A 14799-nucleotide genomic window follows, 5' to 3' on the forward strand; every position below is an offset into this window, starting at 1 on the left:
TGCTCGCCCATGCGGCTGACTCGAATCCTATAGACACGAGCAGGCAGGACGCGGTTCCAGCAGAATGGAAAAAACCTGAACTGACAGGTGAAACACAGCAAATCGAAAAGGGCAGTCGACCGTGAACAGGGAATATAAAAAAGACCTGTGTGAAGAAGTCCTCACACAGGCGCCGTCAGCCCTCCAGCCGGACCGGCATCAGGAGCGAGAAGGCACCCTCGTCGTCGGGACGGCGGATCGCGATCGGCGCGGTGGGCACGCCGATCTCCAGCACCAGCCGGTCACGGGCCCCGACGGCGAGCGCGGCCAGCAGGAACTCCCGGTTGACGGCGACAAGGTTCGGGTCCTCACCCACATGGGCTCCGTCGGCGTCGGCGCAGAGGGCCACCGCGCCGTCGTCCGCCACCCTGAGCACGCTGAGGTCGGGCGCCCCGGCCTCCCCGGAGCGGACGGGGCCGGTCTCCAGTGCGTGCCGGAAGGCCGCCACCTCGACGACGGCGCGGCGTCCGCCGGACCGGGGCAGGAGCCGCCGGTAGTCGGGGAAGTCGTGGCCGAGGCACCGGCCGGCCGCCTGCCGGTCCCCGACCTCCAGCGTCACGCGGTCACCGTCGAGCGAGAGCCGCACCGGCCCCTCACCGTCCGACAGCGCTCGCATCGCGTCGGCGAGCGGGCCGGGCACGACGGCCTGCACCCGGCCCCCGTCATGCCCGGCGACGCCGGCCCGTGCGCACGCCATTCGGTACCGGTCGGTGGCCACGACACGCAGGCTCTCGCCCTCGATGTCGAACAGCACACCGCCGAGCATCGGCAGTTCGGGATCGGTGCTCGCCGCGAAACGGACCGCGTCCAGCGCGGCTGCCAGTTCCGGCGCGGCCACGGACAGCCGGACGACGGGGATACGGAGCGGGGTCATGACGTTCTCCCGGTGATCGAGTAGTGCGCGGAGTGCGGAGAACTCACCGCGGGCGTCGGACAGCCCCTGTTCCAGACGGCGCAGGTGCGCCTTGAAGAGCTCCCGGACCAGATCGGTGTCCGCGCCGGACCAGCCGGCCAGCACCAGCCGGACGTCCGCCAGCGGCATCCCGGCCCGGCGCAGGCGGGCCAGCAGCCGGGCCTCCTCCAACTGCGCGGGCTCGTACCAGCGATAACCGCTCACCGGATCCACCCAGGCCGGGACCAGCACACCGGCCCGGTCGTAGAACCGCAGGGCACTCACGCCCAGGCCGCTGTCACGGGCCAGCTCCCCGATGCTGCGCATGTCGTTCTCCACACCCCGCACTCTGGGCCCTGTACAAGGTCGAGGGTCAACCACGCGGCAACCGCGCACCCCTGCTCTCGGCGACACGCTTCACGTCCCGCAGCGATTCGCTCAGCCGCCGGGCCAGGTAACGGAGTTCTTCGGCGGTCAGCCGCTGCTCGGCGAGGAGTTCGGCCGCATGGTCGAGCAGGTCGTCCGCCATAGCGAGGTGCACGCCCTCGATCCGGTCGGCGAGCCGGGAGACGTATCCCGTCGCGTCGCCCATGAGATACCCCGGCTTGCCGTCCGCACCGGTCCACGGAAGCAGACGCCCGTTCACGCGCAGGTCTCCACGTGGTCGGGACAGGGGCGGACGAGCGGGCTGCCCTCACCGCGCAAGGGCGTTTCACGGCCGACGTAGGGGCACGAGTACGGGTACGTGTACGCGAGCGGTACGACCGTCCTGCGGCGCCGTCGCCCGCGAGCGGGCAGGAGGAGCCGGAGCAACGGCTCGACCAGCCGGGCCAGAAGATGCGTCATGCCGACCTGCTTTCTCACCTGCGGTGACTTCACTGTGTGGTGATTCCCTCACAGAGTGACGTCGGGAGTGGCTACGCTTCTAGGGGCGGGGACTTGACAGCGCCTTTGTCAGGAACGGGAGTTGGCCGCATGAGCGAGCGTCAGAAGCCTCGGACGCAACGGGAGAAGTACGGGGAGGAGCTCAGGCTGCGGCGGACGACTGCCGGTCTCACCCAGGAGGAACTGGGTGAGCTGGTCGTGTGCTCGCCCACGCTGATCAGCCACTTCGAGGCGGGAAGACGGCTGCCGAAGCCGGATGACGCGCGCCGGATCGACCGGGCCCTGAAGACGGACGGGTTCTTCGAACGGTGGCTGCAGGACCTGGAGTCGAAGTACGTCGACCACTTCGCGGCAGTGGCCGAACTGGAGCAGCAGGCCACGCTGATCCAGCAGTTCGCGCTCTCGCTGGTGCCAGGCGTGTTGCAGACCGACGGCTACGCGCGTGCCGTCTTCCGCTCCTACCGGCCCAACTACACCGCCGAGGAACTTGACGAGCTCGTTGTCATCCGAACAAAACGCCGCCGCCTCCTCGACGGTCGGTCTCAGCCTGTCCTCTGGACGTTGCTCGACGAATCCGTGCTGCGCCGCCGCGTTGGTGGCCCGCAGGTCATGGCCGAGCAACTGCACAAGATCGCGGACCTCGCCGAGGCTGGGCGACTGCGACTGCACGTACTGCCGTACGGCGTCGGGGCACACGCGCTCCAGCAGAGCTACCTCATTGATGAGCTTTGCGGACGCGGCTCCAGTGGCCTATGTCGAGGCCTTTCTCACCGGCCATCTGATGGACGACCCAGCGCTGGTGACCGCCAGTCAGGCCGCCTACGCTCTTGCACTGAGCGACGCCTTGTCGCAGCAGGAGTCACTTGCCGTCGTCAGAGCGGCAGCGGAGGAACACGCACATGGTCAGCAGTGAGCACATGGTCTCCGACTCGTCCACGCTCACCGGGTGGTACAAGTCCAGCCACAGCGGAGGCGACCAGGGCGACTGCCTCGAAGTAGCCCGCGACCACGCCACCGTCCCCGTCCGCGACAGCAAGGCCGGTTCCACCGGCCCCGCGCTGGTCTTCTCGGCGGACGGCTGGGCCGCCTTCGTAGGGGCCGTGCGGGACGGGCGTTTCAGTAGCTGACGCCCAGGAAGTATGGCCGGACCGGTGGGAAACGATCCCACGGTCGGGCGGCGCTCAGCGGTTCAGGTCCCTGCCCATTACCTTCCTCGTAGAGCCCGGTTCGGGTTCGTGGCCTACGAGTGGGCCGACGGCAAGCGTTGGTACTACTACCCCACGCGGATCACGCTGAGCAGCGTCGGACCGGGCACGACCCCAGTGGCCGCGTCCTTCTCCGTCGCGCTGGACGCCCAGGTCGTCTCGGATGTCAAGATCGTCGGCGCGCGGCTCAACGACAGGGCGCACGACGCGGGAGTGCGGCTCCTCTCGGACACCCGGACTGCGTCCCTGTTCGAGACCCGCTGGGTCACGAGGGTGAAGCTCAAGGCCGGCGACCGGCTCGACCTGGAACTGAAGGTGAAGGCCCGCAAGCCGACGGGCGACCTGCCGACCGTCAAACACCCGACGGTAAACTTGATCGACATGGGCAACCACGTCGCCCAGCGGCTGACCGGCCGCACCACCATGTCGCGGAGCGATTCCATATGGGCGTAGTCCCCGACTATGTGTTCATCCTGCCGGCGGTGATCCTCGTGGGATGGATCGCGTCCTGGTGGGCAACCCGGCGCATCCGGTGGGTCGGGTTGTCCAGTGCGGCCGTGGTCTCCGTGCTCTGCCTCGTCATCGGCTGGAACGCGATGGGGCCACGGACGGACCCGCGGACCCCCGGCTGCTCACCGGCCTTCGAGTGCACGGACCTGCGCTCGGTCTACGTCATCGCGGCCGGCCTGCTCGGCGTCCTGTGCTGCCTGGCGTTGGTGGTCCTGACGCTCGTGGGCGAGCTCATCCTCCACGTCAGCCGGAGGGCCTCGGCCTGACCAGGGCTGTCCAGCGGAGACGGACCGAGGCAGGACGCGCGGCCGGAGAACGGGTTTCGCTTCTCCGGCCGCCCCGCCGGACTACGCCGTGTGGGTCAGGAAGCGGTCCGCCGTCTCCGCCAGCACCTCCCGCCCGTCCCGCGCCCACAGTCCGTCGTTGAAGAGTTCGACCTCGATGGGGCCGGTGTAGCCGGCCGCCTCCACGTAGCCCTGCCACTCGCGCATGTCGATCGCGCCGTCGCCGATCTGGCCGCGGCCGTTGAGGACGCCCTCGGGCAGCGGGGTGGTCCAGTCGGCGAGCTGGAAGGTGTGGATGCGGCCGCCCGCGCCGGCCCGGGCGATCTGGGCGGGCGCCCGGTCGTCCCACCAGATGTGGTACGTGTCGACGGTGACGCCGACCTGGTGGGCCGGGAAGCGTTCCGCGAGGTCCAGGGCCTGGGCGAGGGTGGAGACCACGCAGCGGTCCGAGGCGAACATGGGGTGCAGGGGCTCGATGGCGAGGCGGACGCCGTGCTGTTCGGCGTAGGGGCCGAGTTCGCCGAGGGCGTCGGCGATGCGCTCACGGGCGCCGTGCAGGTCCTTGGACCCGGCAGGCAGGCCGCCGGAGACCAGGACCAGCACCTCGGTGCCGAGGGTCGCGGCCTCCTCGACCGCCCGGCGGTTGTCGGCGAGCGCGGCGGCCCGCTCCGCCGGGTCGATCGCCGTGAGGAAGCCGCCCCGGCACAGGGTGGTGACCGTCAGGCCGGCCTCGCGGACCAGCTTGGCGGTCGCGTCGAGGCCGTACGCCTGCACCGGCTCGCGCCACAGGCCGACGCCCGGTACGCCCAGCTCCCGGCAGGCGTCGGCCAGTTCGGGCAGCGAGAGCTGCTTGACGGTCATCTGGTTGATCGAGAAGCGGTCCAGGGACGTCATCGCGCGGCTCCGTACAGGGCGAGGAGGGTCTTCATCCGTTCCTCGGCCAGCTTCGGGTCCGGGAACAGGCCCAGGCCGTCGGCGAGTTCGTAGGCGCGCGCGAAGTGCGGCAGGGAGCGCGCCGACTGGAAGCCGCCGACCATCGTGAAGTGGGTCTGGTGGCCGGCCAGCCAGGCCAGGAAGACCACGCCCGTCTTGTAGAAGCGGGTGGGGGTCTGGAAGAGGTGGCGGGAGAGTTCGACGGAGGGGTCGAGGAGGGCACGGAAGCCCGCCGTGTCGCCCGTGTCCAGGATCCGGACCGCCTCGGCCGCCAGCGGCCCCAGCGGGTCGAAGATGCCGAGCAGGGCGTGGCTGAAGCCCTCCTCGTCGCCCGCGATCAGCTCGGGGTAGTTGAAGTCGTCGCCGGTGTAGCAGCGGACGCCCTGCGGCAGGCGGCGGCGCAGGTCGATCTCGCGCTGCGCGTCGAGCAGGGAGACCTTGATGCCGTCGACCTTGTCGGGGTGGGCGGCGATGACCTCCAGGAAGGTGTCGGTGGCCGTGTCGAGGTCGACCGAGCCCCAGTAGCCAGCCAGCGCGGGGTCGAACATCGGGCCGAGCCAGTGCAGGACCACCGGCTCGGCGGCCTGGCGCAGCAGGTGGCCGTAGACGTCGAGGTAGTCCTCGGGGCCGGTGGCGGCCGCCGCGAGCGCCCGGGAGGCCATCAGGACGGCCTGGGCGCCGGACTCCTCGACGAGCGCGAGCTGCTCCTCGTACGCGGCCCTGATCTCGGCGAGGGAGCCGCCCGTGATCTGGTCCGTCCCCACCCCGCAGGCGATCCGGCCGCCTACGGCACGGGCCTCGGCGGCGCTGCGGCGGATCAGCTCGGCCGCGCCCGCCCAGTCCAGGCCCATGCCGCGCTGGGCGGTGTCCATCGCCTCGGCGACGCCCAGGCCGTGCGCCCACAGGTGGCGGCGGAAGGCGAGGGTGGCGTCCCAGTCGACGGCGGCGGGCGCGTCGGGGTTGGTGTCGGCGAACGGGTCGGCGACGACGTGCGCCGCCGAGAAGACCGTACGGGAGGTGAAGGGGGTGCCCGGGGCGGGCGCGAGCGGCTCGGTGCGCGGCTCGTAGGCCCGCAACGAGCCGTCCGGGGAGGGCAGATGAATGGTCACAGCTCGATCTCCGGTACGTCGATGCGGCGGCCCTCCGCCGACGACTTCAGGCCCAGCTCGGCGAGCTGCACGCCGCGGGCGCCGGCCAGCAGGTCCCAGTGGTAGGGGGCGTCGGCGTACACGTGCTTGAGGAAGAGCTCCCACTGGGCCTTGAAGCCGTTGTCGAACTCGGTGTTGTCGGGGATCTCCTGCCACTGCTCGCGGAAGGCGTAGGTGGCCGGGATGTCCGGGTTCCAGACCGGCTTGGGGGTCGCGCTGCGGTGCTGGGCACGGCAGTTGCGCAGGCCGGCGACCGCTGAGCCTTCGGTGCCGTCCACCTGGAACTCGACCAGTTCGTCGCGGTTGACGCGGACCGCCCAGGAGGAGTTGATCTGGGCGACGGCGCCGCCGTCGAGCTCGAAGATGCCGTACGCGGCGTCGTCGGCCGTCGCGTCGTAGGGCTTGCCGCTCTCGTCCCAGCGCTGCGGGATGTGGGTGGCGGTGAGGGCCTGGACGGACTTCACGCGGCCGAACAGCTCGTGCAGGACGTACTCCCAGTGCGGGAACATGTCGACGACGATGCCGCCGCCGTCCTCCGCGCGGTAGTTCCAGGACGGGCGCTGCGCCTCCTGCCAGTCGCCCTCGAAGACCCAGTAGCCGAACTCGCCGCGGACCGAGAGGATCCGGCCGAAGAAGCCGCCGTCGATGAGCCGCTTCAGCTTCAGCAGGCCGGGCAGGAAGATCTTGTCCTGGACGACGCCGGACTTGACGCCCTTGGCGTGCGCGAGCCGGGCCAGCTCCAGGGCGCCCTCCAGGCCGGTGGCCGTCGGCTTCTCGGTGTAGATGTGCTTTCCGGCGGCGATGGCCTGCTGGAGGGCCTCCTCGCGGGCGGAGGTGACCTGGGAGTCGAAGTAGATGTCGATGGTGGGGTCGGCGAGCACGGCCGCCAGGTCCGTGGAGATGTGCTCGTCCGACAGGCCGTGGCGGTCGGCGATCTCGCGGAGCGCGTACTCGCGGCGGCCGACGAGGACCGGTTCCGGCCACAGCACCGTGCCGTCGCCGAGGTCGAGTCCGCCCTGCTCGCGCAGGGCGAGGATCGAGCGGACGAGGTGCTGGCGGTAGCCCATGCGCCCGGTGACGCCGTTCATGGCGATACGCACCGTCTTGCGGTTCACGTGTTTCCCTTCGTCCGCGTGCGTCTCAGCAACGCAGCAAGCGCTTTCTACATGGTCTGAAGTTAGCCTTTGACCCCTGGTCTGTACAAGACCGTGATGGGGTCGAGTTGTTCGAGGGGGCGAACGACAGGAGTGAATGGCCTTATGGTCTGCACGGCAAGGGGGCTTCCTATGAGCAAGCTGTTGATCGGACTGCCGATCAGGCTGCGTACGACGACGTACGACGAGATGCGTGACCGGAGGACGACGAGATGACGGTGACCCTGGCGGACGTGGCGGCCCGCGCCCAGGTCTCGCCCGCGACGGTGTCGCGCGTACTGAACGGCAACTACCCCGTGGCGGCGTCCACGCGGGAACGGGTGCTGCGGGCGGTGGACGAGCTGGACTACGTCCTCAACGGGCCGGCGAGCGCGCTCGCGGCGGCCACCTCCGACCTGGTCGGCATCCTCGTCAACGACATCGCCGACCCGTTCTTCGGGATCATGGCGAGCGCGATCCAGGGCGAGATCGGCGGTCCGGGCGGGCGTGCGGGCGGCGAACGACTGGCGGTGACCTGCAACACCGGGGGGTCGCCGGAGCGGGAGCTGACGTACCTGACCCTGCTGCAGCGGCAGCGGGCGGCCGCGGTGATCCTGACCGGCGGGGCCATGGAGAACGCGCCGCACGCGGCGGCGGTGGCGGCGAAGCTGCGCAAGCTGGCGGACGCGGGGACCCGGGTGGTGCTGTGCGGGCGGCCGCCGGCACCGGACACCGACGCGGTGGCGCTGACCTTCGACAACCGCGGCGGCGGCAAGCAGCTGACCGAGCACCTCATCGGGCTCGGCCACCGGCGCCTCGGCTACATCGCGGGTCCCGAGGAGCGGACGACCACCCGGCACCGCCTGGAGGGCCACCGGGCCGCGCTGGCCGAGGCCGGCATCGAGGAGGACCCGCGCTGGACCGTGCACGGGCGGTACGACCGGCGGGCGGGGTACGAGGCGACGCTGGAGCTGCTGCGCCGGGACCCGACGCTCACCGCGGTGGTGGCGGCGAACGACTCGGTCGCGCTGGGCGCGTGCGCGGCGCTGCGGGAGTCGGGGCTGCGGATCCCGGCGGACGTGTCGGTGGCCGGCTTCGACGACCTGCCGTTCAGCATCGACGCGGTGCCGTCGCTGACGACGGTCCGGCTGCCGCTCGCGGAGGCGGGGGCGCGGGCCGGCCGCATCGCGATGGGCCGTGAGGAGCCGCCGCCGGGCGGGATCGCGACGGTGCGGGGCGAGCTGATGGTGCGGGGGTCGTCGGGGGTGCCGCGCACCTGACCGCCCACCGGCGACGAGAACCCCGACAGCGGGGGCGCGGCTCAGGTGCCCCCGACCTCCCCTCGTCCCGACGGTCGCGGTCCGGCTGCGGGCCTTCGGGGGCTGCTCGCGCAGTTCCCCGCGCCCCTGAGGGGCGCGGGGAACTGTTTCGACGCACGGATCCGGGTGCCCGAGGGTCGGGCACCCGGATCCGTCCTTTGCTGTCAGGGAGTGTCACTCACCGGCCGCCGCCGCCACCGCCGTGACCGCCGCCACCGCCACCGCCGTGGCCGCCGCCACCGCCGCCGTGACCGCCGCCACCGTAGCCGCCGCCACCGTGACCGCCGCCGCCGTAGCCGCCGCCGCCATAGCCACCGCCGCCATAGCCGCCGTGACCGCCGTAGCCGCCGTAGCCGTCGTCACCCCAGCCGCCCCAGCCGTAGCCGCCGCCACCGTGACCGCCGTAGCCGCCGCCGCCATAGCCGCCGCCACCGTGACCGCCGCCGTAGCCGCCGCCACCATGACCGCCGCCACCATGGCCGCCGCCACCGCCGCCGTGGCCTCCGCCACCGCCGCCGTGGCCTCCGCCGCCACCGCCGTTGTCCTGGAAGGAAACAACATGGTCAGGCGCCGACGAGTGGGTTGCCGCGCTGGCGACTCCGGCACCGGCGGCCAGCGCCAGGATCGGTGCCGAGATCGCAGCGATGGCGACCCTCTTCATACGTGTGGTGTGCGCGCGCATGATCGCCCCTCTCCGAGGGTGTGGTTGTGTTACGACGGCCGCTTTCGCGCCGCCTTGCGTGCACTCCAGAGCCTGCGCGCAGCTCCGAGCACGTCCGCCGCCCTCCGTGCTGGTCGTTCCACACCGGCCGGGCCTTTCGGCGGACCACGTCATATCCGACGTTGAAACGGACATTAGTGACGTTCGTGTATAAACCTACGACTCGGGCGCGACGAAGTCAAAAGCAGGAACGGGACCAGCCGAAGAAGAACAAGTGCGGCCCGGCAGACCGCCGTTCGGGCCGACGCCTTCCGGCCGGGCGGGGTGGCGGGCTAGCCTCTGAGGCACGGTATCTCTGACTCAGTCAACCATCGGGGTCCAGCCATGACCGTCCAGGACATCCGTGCCTTCAACCGCTTCTACACCAACCTCATCGGCGCCCTCGACTACGGCCGCCACCTCTACGCCCCGTACACCCTCACCGAGGCCCGGGTGCTGTACGAGCTCGCGCACGCCGCCGACACCGACGCGGCCGACCTGCGCGCCGATCTCGCGCTGGACGCCGGGTACTTGAGCCGGATCCTCAACAAGTTCGAGGAGGCCGGGCTGGTCGAGCGGGCACCCTCGGAGAAGGACCCGCGGCGGCGGCGCGTCTCCCTCACGGCGGGCGGCCGGGACGCCGCCGGGCTGCTGGACGAGCGGGCCCGGGAATCGGTCGGCTCGCTGCTGGGCGCCGTCGACCCGGGCGAGCGGGCCCGCCTAGCCGAGGCGATGCGCACCATCCGCACGATCCTCGGCGACGGGCACGCCCCGGAGGGCTCCGGCGAGGTCGTGCTGCGCGAGCCGCACCCCGGCGACCTGGGCTGGATCGTGCAGCGCAACGCCGCCCTGTACGCGGCCGAGTACGGCTTCAACGCCGACTACGAGGGTCTCGTCGCCCGGATCGTCGCCGACTACGCCGAGGACCACGACCCGCACCTGGAGCGGACCTGGATCGCCGAACGGGCCGGGCGGCCGACGGGCTGCGTGATGTGCGTACGGGACGACGCCCCGGGCACCGCGCGGCTGCGGCTGCTGCTCGTGGAGCCGGAGGCCCGCGGGCTCGGCATCGGCGACCGGCTGGTCACCGCCGTGACCGACTTCGCGCGCGGGGTCGGCTACCGGGAGCTGGTCCTGTGGACCAACGACGTGCTGTCCGCCGCCCGTCGCCTCTACCAGCGGCACGGTTTCGTCCTCACCGCCGAGAAACCGCACCGCTCCTTCGGCACGGACCTGGTCGGCCAGGACTGGCGGCTGGACCTGCACGGAACCGGTGAGTGAGAAGTAGGTTGGTGAGCATGAAGTTCGCCTTCTCCACCCTCGGGGTTCCCGGCCTGCCGGTGCCCGACGTGCTGGCGCTCGCCACGGCCAACGGCTACCACGGCGTGGAGCTGCGCGCCCATCCGGAGGAGCCCGTCCATCCCGGGCTCGGCCCGGCCGCACGGTCCGACGTGGCCGCCGAGTTCAAGGCGGTCGGGGTGGAGGTCCTGGGCGTCGCCGGGTACGCGCGCCTCGCGGCGCCGGGCGACGACGCCCCGGTGCTCGACGAGACGCGCCAACTCCTCCAGCTCGCCCACGACCTGGGCGCCTCCCACGTCCGCGTCTTCCCGGGCGCCGACCCGGACCTGCCGGCCGCCGAGTCCGACGCGATCGCCGCCCGGCGGCTCGGCACGGTCGCCGAGGACGCCGCCGCGCTCGGCGTCCGGGTCCTCCTGGAGACCCACGACTCGCACCGCACCGGCGCCGCCGCGATCCGCGTCCTCGGCCCGGTCGGGCACCGCATGGTCGGCTCGCTCTGGGACGTCATGCACACCTGGCTGGGCGGCGAGCAGCCCGCCGAGACCTACGCGGCGCTCGCCCCGCACCTCGGCTACGTCCAGGTCAAGGACATCGCCTCGGCCGACGACACCACCCCGCTGCCGCTCGGCGCCGGGGTCCTCCCCCTGTCCGAGTGCGTGGAGGTGCTCTCCCGGCACGGCTGGGACGGCTGGCTGTGCTGGGAGTACGAGAAGCGCTGGTACGAGGCGGCGGCCCCGCTGCCCGGACTGCTGGCGGCGGGGCGGGAGCACCTGGCCCGGCTGCTCAACGAGTCGGCCTGACCCCGGCAGTCAGGCGCCGGCGACCGGGAACCCCGGATCACACCCCGGCGGCCGGGAGCCCCCACCCGGCGGCCAGCTCCCCGAACGCCTCGTGGAAGCCGGGGAACGTCTTCTTCACGCACCCCGGGTCGTCGAAGGAGATCCCGGGCGTGCGCAGCCCGGTCACCGCGAAGGACATCACGACACGGTGGTCGCCGTAGGTCTTGATCTCGGCCGGGGCCGGTGTGCCGGGCCGGATCTCGATCCAGTCCTCGCCGGTGGCGGCCTCGATCCCCAGCCGGCGCAGGTTCTCCGCACAGGCGTCGAGCCGGTCGCACTCCTTCAGCCGGGTGTTGGCCACGTCCTCGATCCGGACGGGACCGCTCGCGAAGGGGGCGATCGCCGCGAGGGTGGGCATGGTGTCGGAGATGTCCCGCATGGCGACGGTGATGCCGCGCAGCTCGCCGGTGCCCCGGACGGTCGTCCGGTCGTCGGCGGTCTCCACGTCCGCGCCCATCCGCCGCAGGACGTCCACGAACCCCAGGTCGCCCTGGAGCGCGCCGCGCCCCAGCCCCGGGACGGTGACCTCACGGCCCGTCACGGCCGCCGCCGCGAAGAAGTAGCTGGCGGTGGAGGCGTCGGGCTCGACCGCGTAGGTGGTGGCCCGGTAGCCGCCCGGCGGGACGACGAAGACCTCGCCCTCCCGCGCCACCTCCACCCCGAACGACCGCATCATCGCGATCGTGATCTCCACGTACGGCGCGGAGACCAGGTCCGTCACCCGGATCCGCAGGCCCTTGCGGGTGAGCGGGCCGAGCATCAGCAGGGCGGTGAGGTACTGCGAGGACTGCCCGGCGTCGAGGGTCACCTCGCCGCCGTCGACCCCGGCCGCCTCGATGCGCAGCGGGTGGTGGCCCTCGGCCGCCTCGTGGCGCAGGTCGACGCCGAGGTCGCGCAGGGCGCGGCTGAGCGGGGCGAGGGGGCGGCGGCGCATCTGCTCGGAGGCGTCGAAGCGGTAGCTGCCGTGGCCGGCCGCGGCGAGGGTGGGCAGGAAGCGGGCGGTGGTGGCACCGTCCCGGCAGTAGACCTCGGCCTCGGGGACGGCGGGGCCCTGCGGGCGGCCGTCCACCTGCCAGGTGTCGGGGGTGCGGCCGACGCGGTAGCCGAGCCGGGCCAGGCCCTCGGCGAAGCCCTCGGTGTCGTCGGAGCGGAGGGGGCGGACGAGGGTGGTGACTCCGTCGGCGGCGGCCGCTAGGAAGAGGGCGCGGGCGGTGACGGACTTGGAACCGGGGATGTCGACGAGGGGCATGCTGCCATGATCGCCGCTCGGGGGTTTCGAGTGCGGGGGGTTTCCACAAGGTGGTACAGGTCGTTCGGCGGGTGCGGGCCGGCGGGTGCTTGTCGCGCGGTTCCGCCCCCGGCCCCGGCCGGGGGTACCCGCGGCGCCCCGGAAGGGGCGCTTCACCTGCGTATCTGCAACACCTCTGGCCCCGACTTCGGGAACTCGGGAACCCGGGCCCCGCCCCGTCCGTCGAACCCGCAGGCTGTCGGAAGAGTCTCCGTGGTGCGGTGTCGGCCCTCGCTGCTGGCTGCGAGGGCCGGCCCACCCTCTCCGCCGCACCACGGCCGCCGGCCCGCCGCCATCGACGTGCCCCCCTCCAATGCGCCGATGGCGGCCCCTCTCCGGTTACCGTGCTTTCCCTTGACGGAAAGAAACTTCCCGCATATTGGTGACCCCACGGAAGTTTCCTTCAGCCGGTTGATCCACCGGAAGGAGCGCACGTGCCCTCCAGACGCACCGTCCTCACCGCGACCGCGGGCGTCACCGCGGGACTGGCCGTCGGCACCGGCGCGAACGCCCTCGGCTCCGACGACAACACCCTCGGCTCCGACGACAAGAGGCTCCGCGCGATCGTCTCCCGGATGACGGTCGAGGAGAAGGTCGGGCAGCTGTTCGTGATGCGGGTCTACGGGCATTCGGCCACCGACCCGGACCAGGCCGACATCGACGCCAACCTCAAGGAGATCGGCGTCCGCACCGCCGCCGAGCTGATCGCGAAGTACCGGGTCGGCGGGATCATCTACTTCTCCTGGACACACAACACCCGCGACCCGCGGCAGATCGCCGAACTGTCCAACGGGATCCAGCGGGCCTCGCTGACCCGGCCGCGCGGCCTGCCCGTGCTGATCGCCACCGACCAGGAGCACGGCGCCGTCTGCCGGATCGGCAAACCCGCCACCCTCTTCCCGGGCGCCATGGCCATGGGGGCCGGCGGCTCCCTGGCCGACGCCCGCACCCTCGGCCGGATCTCCGGCGCGGAGCTGCGGGCGATGGGCGTCCGGCAGGACTACTCCCCCGACGCCGACGTGAACGTGAACCCGGCCAACCCGATCATCGGCGTGCGGTCCTTCGGGGCCGGTCCGGACGCGGCCGGGGCGCTGGCCGCCGCCGAGGCGCAGGGGTACCAGGAGGCGGGGGTGGCGGCCACCGCCAAGCACTTCCCGGGGCACGGCGACACCGCCGTGGACAGCCACACCGGCTTCCCGGTGATCACGCACAGCCGGGAGCTGTGGGAGAAGCTGGACGCGGTCCCCTTCCGGGCGGCGATCGGGGCCGGCATCGACTCGATCATGACCGCGCACATCCAGTTCCCGGCCCTGGACGGCTCCGGCGACCCGGCCACCCTCTCGCACCCGGTCCTCACCGGCATCCTGCGCGGCGAACTCGGCTACGACGGCGTCGTGGTGACCGACTCCCTGGGCATGGAGGGGGTCCGGACGAAGTACGGCGACGACCGGGTACCCGTGCTCGCCCTGAAGGCCGGTGCCGACCAGCTCCTCAACCCGCCCACTCTGGACGTCGCCTGGCACGCCGTCCTGAAGGCCGTACAGGACGGCGAGCTGACCGGGGCCCGGCTGGACGAGTCGGTCCTGCGGATCCTCAGGCTGAAGTCCCGGCTGGGGCTGCTCGACCGGCCCTACGTCGACACGAAGGACGTCGGCCGGGTGGTCGGCACGGCGCAGCACCTCGCCGCCGCCGACCTCATCGCCGAGCGCACCACCACCCTGCTGGTCAACGAGGGCGGGCTGCTGCCCCTCTCGCGCCGCACGCACGGCAAGGTGCTGGTCGTCGGCGCCGACCCGGACTCGCCGTCCGGCACCACGGGCCCGCCGACCGGCGTGCTCGCCGCCGCCCTCACCGCACTGGGCTTCACGGCGACCGCGTTGCCCACGGGTACGGCGCCCTCCCCCGCGACCGTGGACCAGGCCGTCGCGGCGGCCCGGTCGGCGGACGCGGTGGTCGTCGGGACGTACAACGTGACGGCGGGCAGCGGACAGCAGCAGCTGGTGGAACGGCTGGTCGCGACCGGCGTCCCCGTGGTGGCGGTGGCGGTGCGCAATCCGTACGACGTCGCCCGGCTCCCCACCGTCAAGGCCTGCTTGGCGACCTACTCCTGGACCGACGTCGAACTGCGGGCCGCCGCGCGGGTGATCGCGGGCGAGGTGGCACCGCGCGGCAGCCTGCCGGTGCCGGTGCAGCGGGCGGACGATCCGGCCCGGGTGCTGTATCCGATCGGCCACGGGCTGACGTACTAGACGTACGCCACGGAACCGGGCGTAACACCCCCAACGGGCGGAAAGCCTCCCGTACAGCTGACGCGGACCGTGATCG

Annotated in this window: 15 protein-coding genes and 1 pseudogene; 8 read left to right on the forward strand and 8 right to left on the reverse strand. The window is 72.2% G+C overall.

The features are described from left to right. Positions 1-175: 175 nt before the first annotated feature. From ACIQVL_RS07470 to ACIQVL_RS07480, 3 genes are read right to left on the reverse strand one after another with little or no spacing between them, the layout of a single operon-like run. Positions 176-1258 carry a MerR family transcriptional regulator gene (locus tag ACIQVL_RS07470; protein WP_403474685.1) on the reverse strand — a complete coding sequence of 361 codons (1083 nt, stop codon included), beginning with the start codon at positions 1256-1258 and terminating at the stop codon, positions 176-178. Positions 1259-1304: 46 nt separating this feature from the next. Beyond that, positions 1305-1577 (reverse strand): hypothetical protein, encoded by a 273-nt coding sequence (locus ACIQVL_RS07475; RefSeq protein WP_403427330.1) that lies wholly within the window; start codon positions 1575-1577, stop codon positions 1305-1307. Beyond that, entirely contained in the window at positions 1574-1777 is a 204-nt protein-coding gene (locus tag ACIQVL_RS07480; RefSeq protein ID WP_403427328.1) for a hypothetical protein, read from the reverse strand. Before ACIQVL_RS07480 ends, ACIQVL_RS07475 begins: the two co-directional genes overlap by 4 nt. Positions 1778-1906: 129 nt before the next feature. Here ACIQVL_RS07480 and ACIQVL_RS07485 point away from each other — a divergent pair. From ACIQVL_RS07485 to ACIQVL_RS07500, 4 genes and pseudogenes are all read left to right on the forward strand, one after another. Then, positions 1907-2729, forward strand: a pseudogene (locus ACIQVL_RS07485) (Scr1 family TA system antitoxin-like transcriptional regulator). Next, positions 2716-2943: a DUF397 domain-containing protein gene (locus ACIQVL_RS07490; RefSeq protein WP_403427327.1), complete on the forward strand. Its 228-nt coding sequence runs from the start codon at positions 2716-2718 to the stop codon at positions 2941-2943. Before ACIQVL_RS07485 ends, ACIQVL_RS07490 begins: the two are co-directional and overlap by 14 nt. A gap of 108 nt (positions 2944-3051) precedes the next feature. Further along, a complete protein-coding gene (locus ACIQVL_RS07495; protein ID WP_403427325.1) occupies positions 3052-3474 on the forward strand; it encodes a hypothetical protein in 423 nt (140 codons plus the stop codon). After that, complete coding sequence (locus ACIQVL_RS07500; RefSeq protein WP_403427323.1) at positions 3465-3797, forward strand: hypothetical protein; 333 nt, start codon at positions 3465-3467, stop codon at positions 3795-3797. The genes ACIQVL_RS07495 and ACIQVL_RS07500 overlap by 10 nt, the downstream gene beginning before the upstream one ends. Positions 3798-3878: 81 nt before the next feature. Here the strand turns inward: ACIQVL_RS07500 and ACIQVL_RS07505 are convergent, their stop codons facing one another. Genes ACIQVL_RS07505 through ACIQVL_RS07515 form a run of 3 tightly spaced genes read right to left on the reverse strand, consistent with a single transcriptional unit; the run spans position 3879 to position 7011 of the window. Beyond that, on the reverse strand, positions 3879-4709 hold the full coding sequence (locus ACIQVL_RS07505; protein WP_403427321.1) for a sugar phosphate isomerase/epimerase family protein: 831 nt from the start codon (positions 4707-4709) through the stop codon (positions 3879-3881). Then, positions 4706-5857 (reverse strand): dihydrodipicolinate synthase family protein, encoded by a 1152-nt coding sequence (locus ACIQVL_RS07510; protein WP_403427318.1) that lies wholly within the window; start codon positions 5855-5857, stop codon positions 4706-4708. The genes ACIQVL_RS07505 and ACIQVL_RS07510 overlap by 4 nt, the downstream gene beginning before the upstream one ends. Further along, a complete protein-coding gene (locus tag ACIQVL_RS07515) occupies positions 5854-7011 on the reverse strand; it encodes a Gfo/Idh/MocA family protein (RefSeq protein WP_403427316.1) in 1158 nt (385 codons plus the stop codon). Before ACIQVL_RS07515 ends, ACIQVL_RS07510 begins: the two co-directional genes overlap by 4 nt. Positions 7012-7262: 251 nt before the next feature. On the opposite strand from ACIQVL_RS07515, the gene ACIQVL_RS07520 reads away from it, so the two are divergent. Continuing rightward, entirely contained in the window at positions 7263-8309 is a 1047-nt protein-coding gene (locus ACIQVL_RS07520; protein ID WP_403427314.1) for a LacI family DNA-binding transcriptional regulator, read from the forward strand. Positions 8310-8526: 217 nt separating this feature from the next. Here ACIQVL_RS07520 and ACIQVL_RS07525 read toward each other — a convergent pair whose 3' ends face one another. Beyond that, complete coding sequence (locus ACIQVL_RS07525; protein ID WP_403427311.1) at positions 8527-9030, reverse strand: hypothetical protein; 504 nt, start codon at positions 9028-9030, stop codon at positions 8527-8529. A 363-nt stretch (positions 9031-9393) separates the two neighbouring features. Here ACIQVL_RS07525 and ACIQVL_RS07530 point away from each other — a divergent pair, with 363 nt between their 5' ends. After that, positions 9394-10329, forward strand: a complete 936-nt coding sequence (locus tag ACIQVL_RS07530; RefSeq protein WP_403474686.1) for a GNAT family N-acetyltransferase — start codon at positions 9394-9396, stop codon at positions 10327-10329. A gap of 17 nt (positions 10330-10346) precedes the next feature. Further along, on the forward strand, positions 10347-11147 hold the full coding sequence (locus ACIQVL_RS07535) for a sugar phosphate isomerase/epimerase family protein (RefSeq protein ID WP_403427308.1): 801 nt from the start codon (positions 10347-10349) through the stop codon (positions 11145-11147). 37 nt (positions 11148-11184) lie between these two features. Here ACIQVL_RS07535 and aroA read toward each other — a convergent pair whose 3' ends face one another. After that, positions 11185-12435 carry a 3-phosphoshikimate 1-carboxyvinyltransferase gene (gene aroA, locus ACIQVL_RS07540; protein ID WP_403427307.1) on the reverse strand — a complete coding sequence of 417 codons (1251 nt, stop codon included), beginning with the start codon at positions 12433-12435 and terminating at the stop codon, positions 11185-11187. Positions 12436-12908: 473 nt separating this feature from the next. On the opposite strand from aroA, the gene ACIQVL_RS07545 reads away from it, so the two are divergent. Then, positions 12909-14723 carry a glycoside hydrolase family 3 protein gene (locus ACIQVL_RS07545; protein ID WP_403427305.1) on the forward strand — a complete coding sequence of 605 codons (1815 nt, stop codon included), beginning with the start codon at positions 12909-12911 and terminating at the stop codon, positions 14721-14723. Positions 14724-14799 lie beyond the last annotated feature (76 nt).

The organism is Streptomyces sp. NPDC090499 (assembly GCF_044769305.1).
In the GTDB taxonomy this organism is placed as follows: Bacteria; Actinomycetota; Actinomycetes; order Streptomycetales; family Streptomycetaceae; genus Streptomyces.

Bases quoted from the DNA above. Each gene is read 5' to 3' on its own strand.
- ACIQVL_RS07490 (WP_403427327.1), top strand. From the start codon at position 2,716: ATGGTCAGCAGTGAGCACATGGTCTCCGACTCGTCCACGCTCACCGGG.
- ACIQVL_RS07470 (WP_403474685.1), bottom strand. From the start codon at position 1,258: ATGCGCAGCATCGGGGAGCTGGCCCGTGACAGCGGCCTGGGCGTGAGT.
- aroA (WP_403427307.1), bottom strand. From the start codon at position 12,435: ATGCCCCTCGTCGACATCCCCGGTTCCAAGTCCGTCACCGCCCGCGCC.
- ACIQVL_RS07535 (WP_403427308.1), top strand. From the start codon at position 10,347: ATGAAGTTCGCCTTCTCCACCCTCGGGGTTCCCGGCCTGCCGGTGCCC.
- ACIQVL_RS07505 (WP_403427321.1), bottom strand. From the start codon at position 4,709: ATGACGTCCCTGGACCGCTTCTCGATCAACCAGATGACCGTCAAGCAG.
- ACIQVL_RS07500 (WP_403427323.1), top strand. From the start codon at position 3,465: ATGGGCGTAGTCCCCGACTATGTGTTCATCCTGCCGGCGGTGATCCTC.
- ACIQVL_RS07525 (WP_403427311.1), bottom strand. From the start codon at position 9,030: ATGCGCGCGCACACCACACGTATGAAGAGGGTCGCCATCGCTGCGATC.
- ACIQVL_RS07480 (WP_403427328.1), bottom strand. From the start codon at position 1,777: ATGACGCATCTTCTGGCCCGGCTGGTCGAGCCGTTGCTCCGGCTCCTC.
- ACIQVL_RS07520 (WP_403427314.1), top strand. From the start codon at position 7,263: ATGACGGTGACCCTGGCGGACGTGGCGGCCCGCGCCCAGGTCTCGCCC.
- ACIQVL_RS07530 (WP_403474686.1), top strand. From the start codon at position 9,394: ATGACCGTCCAGGACATCCGTGCCTTCAACCGCTTCTACACCAACCTC.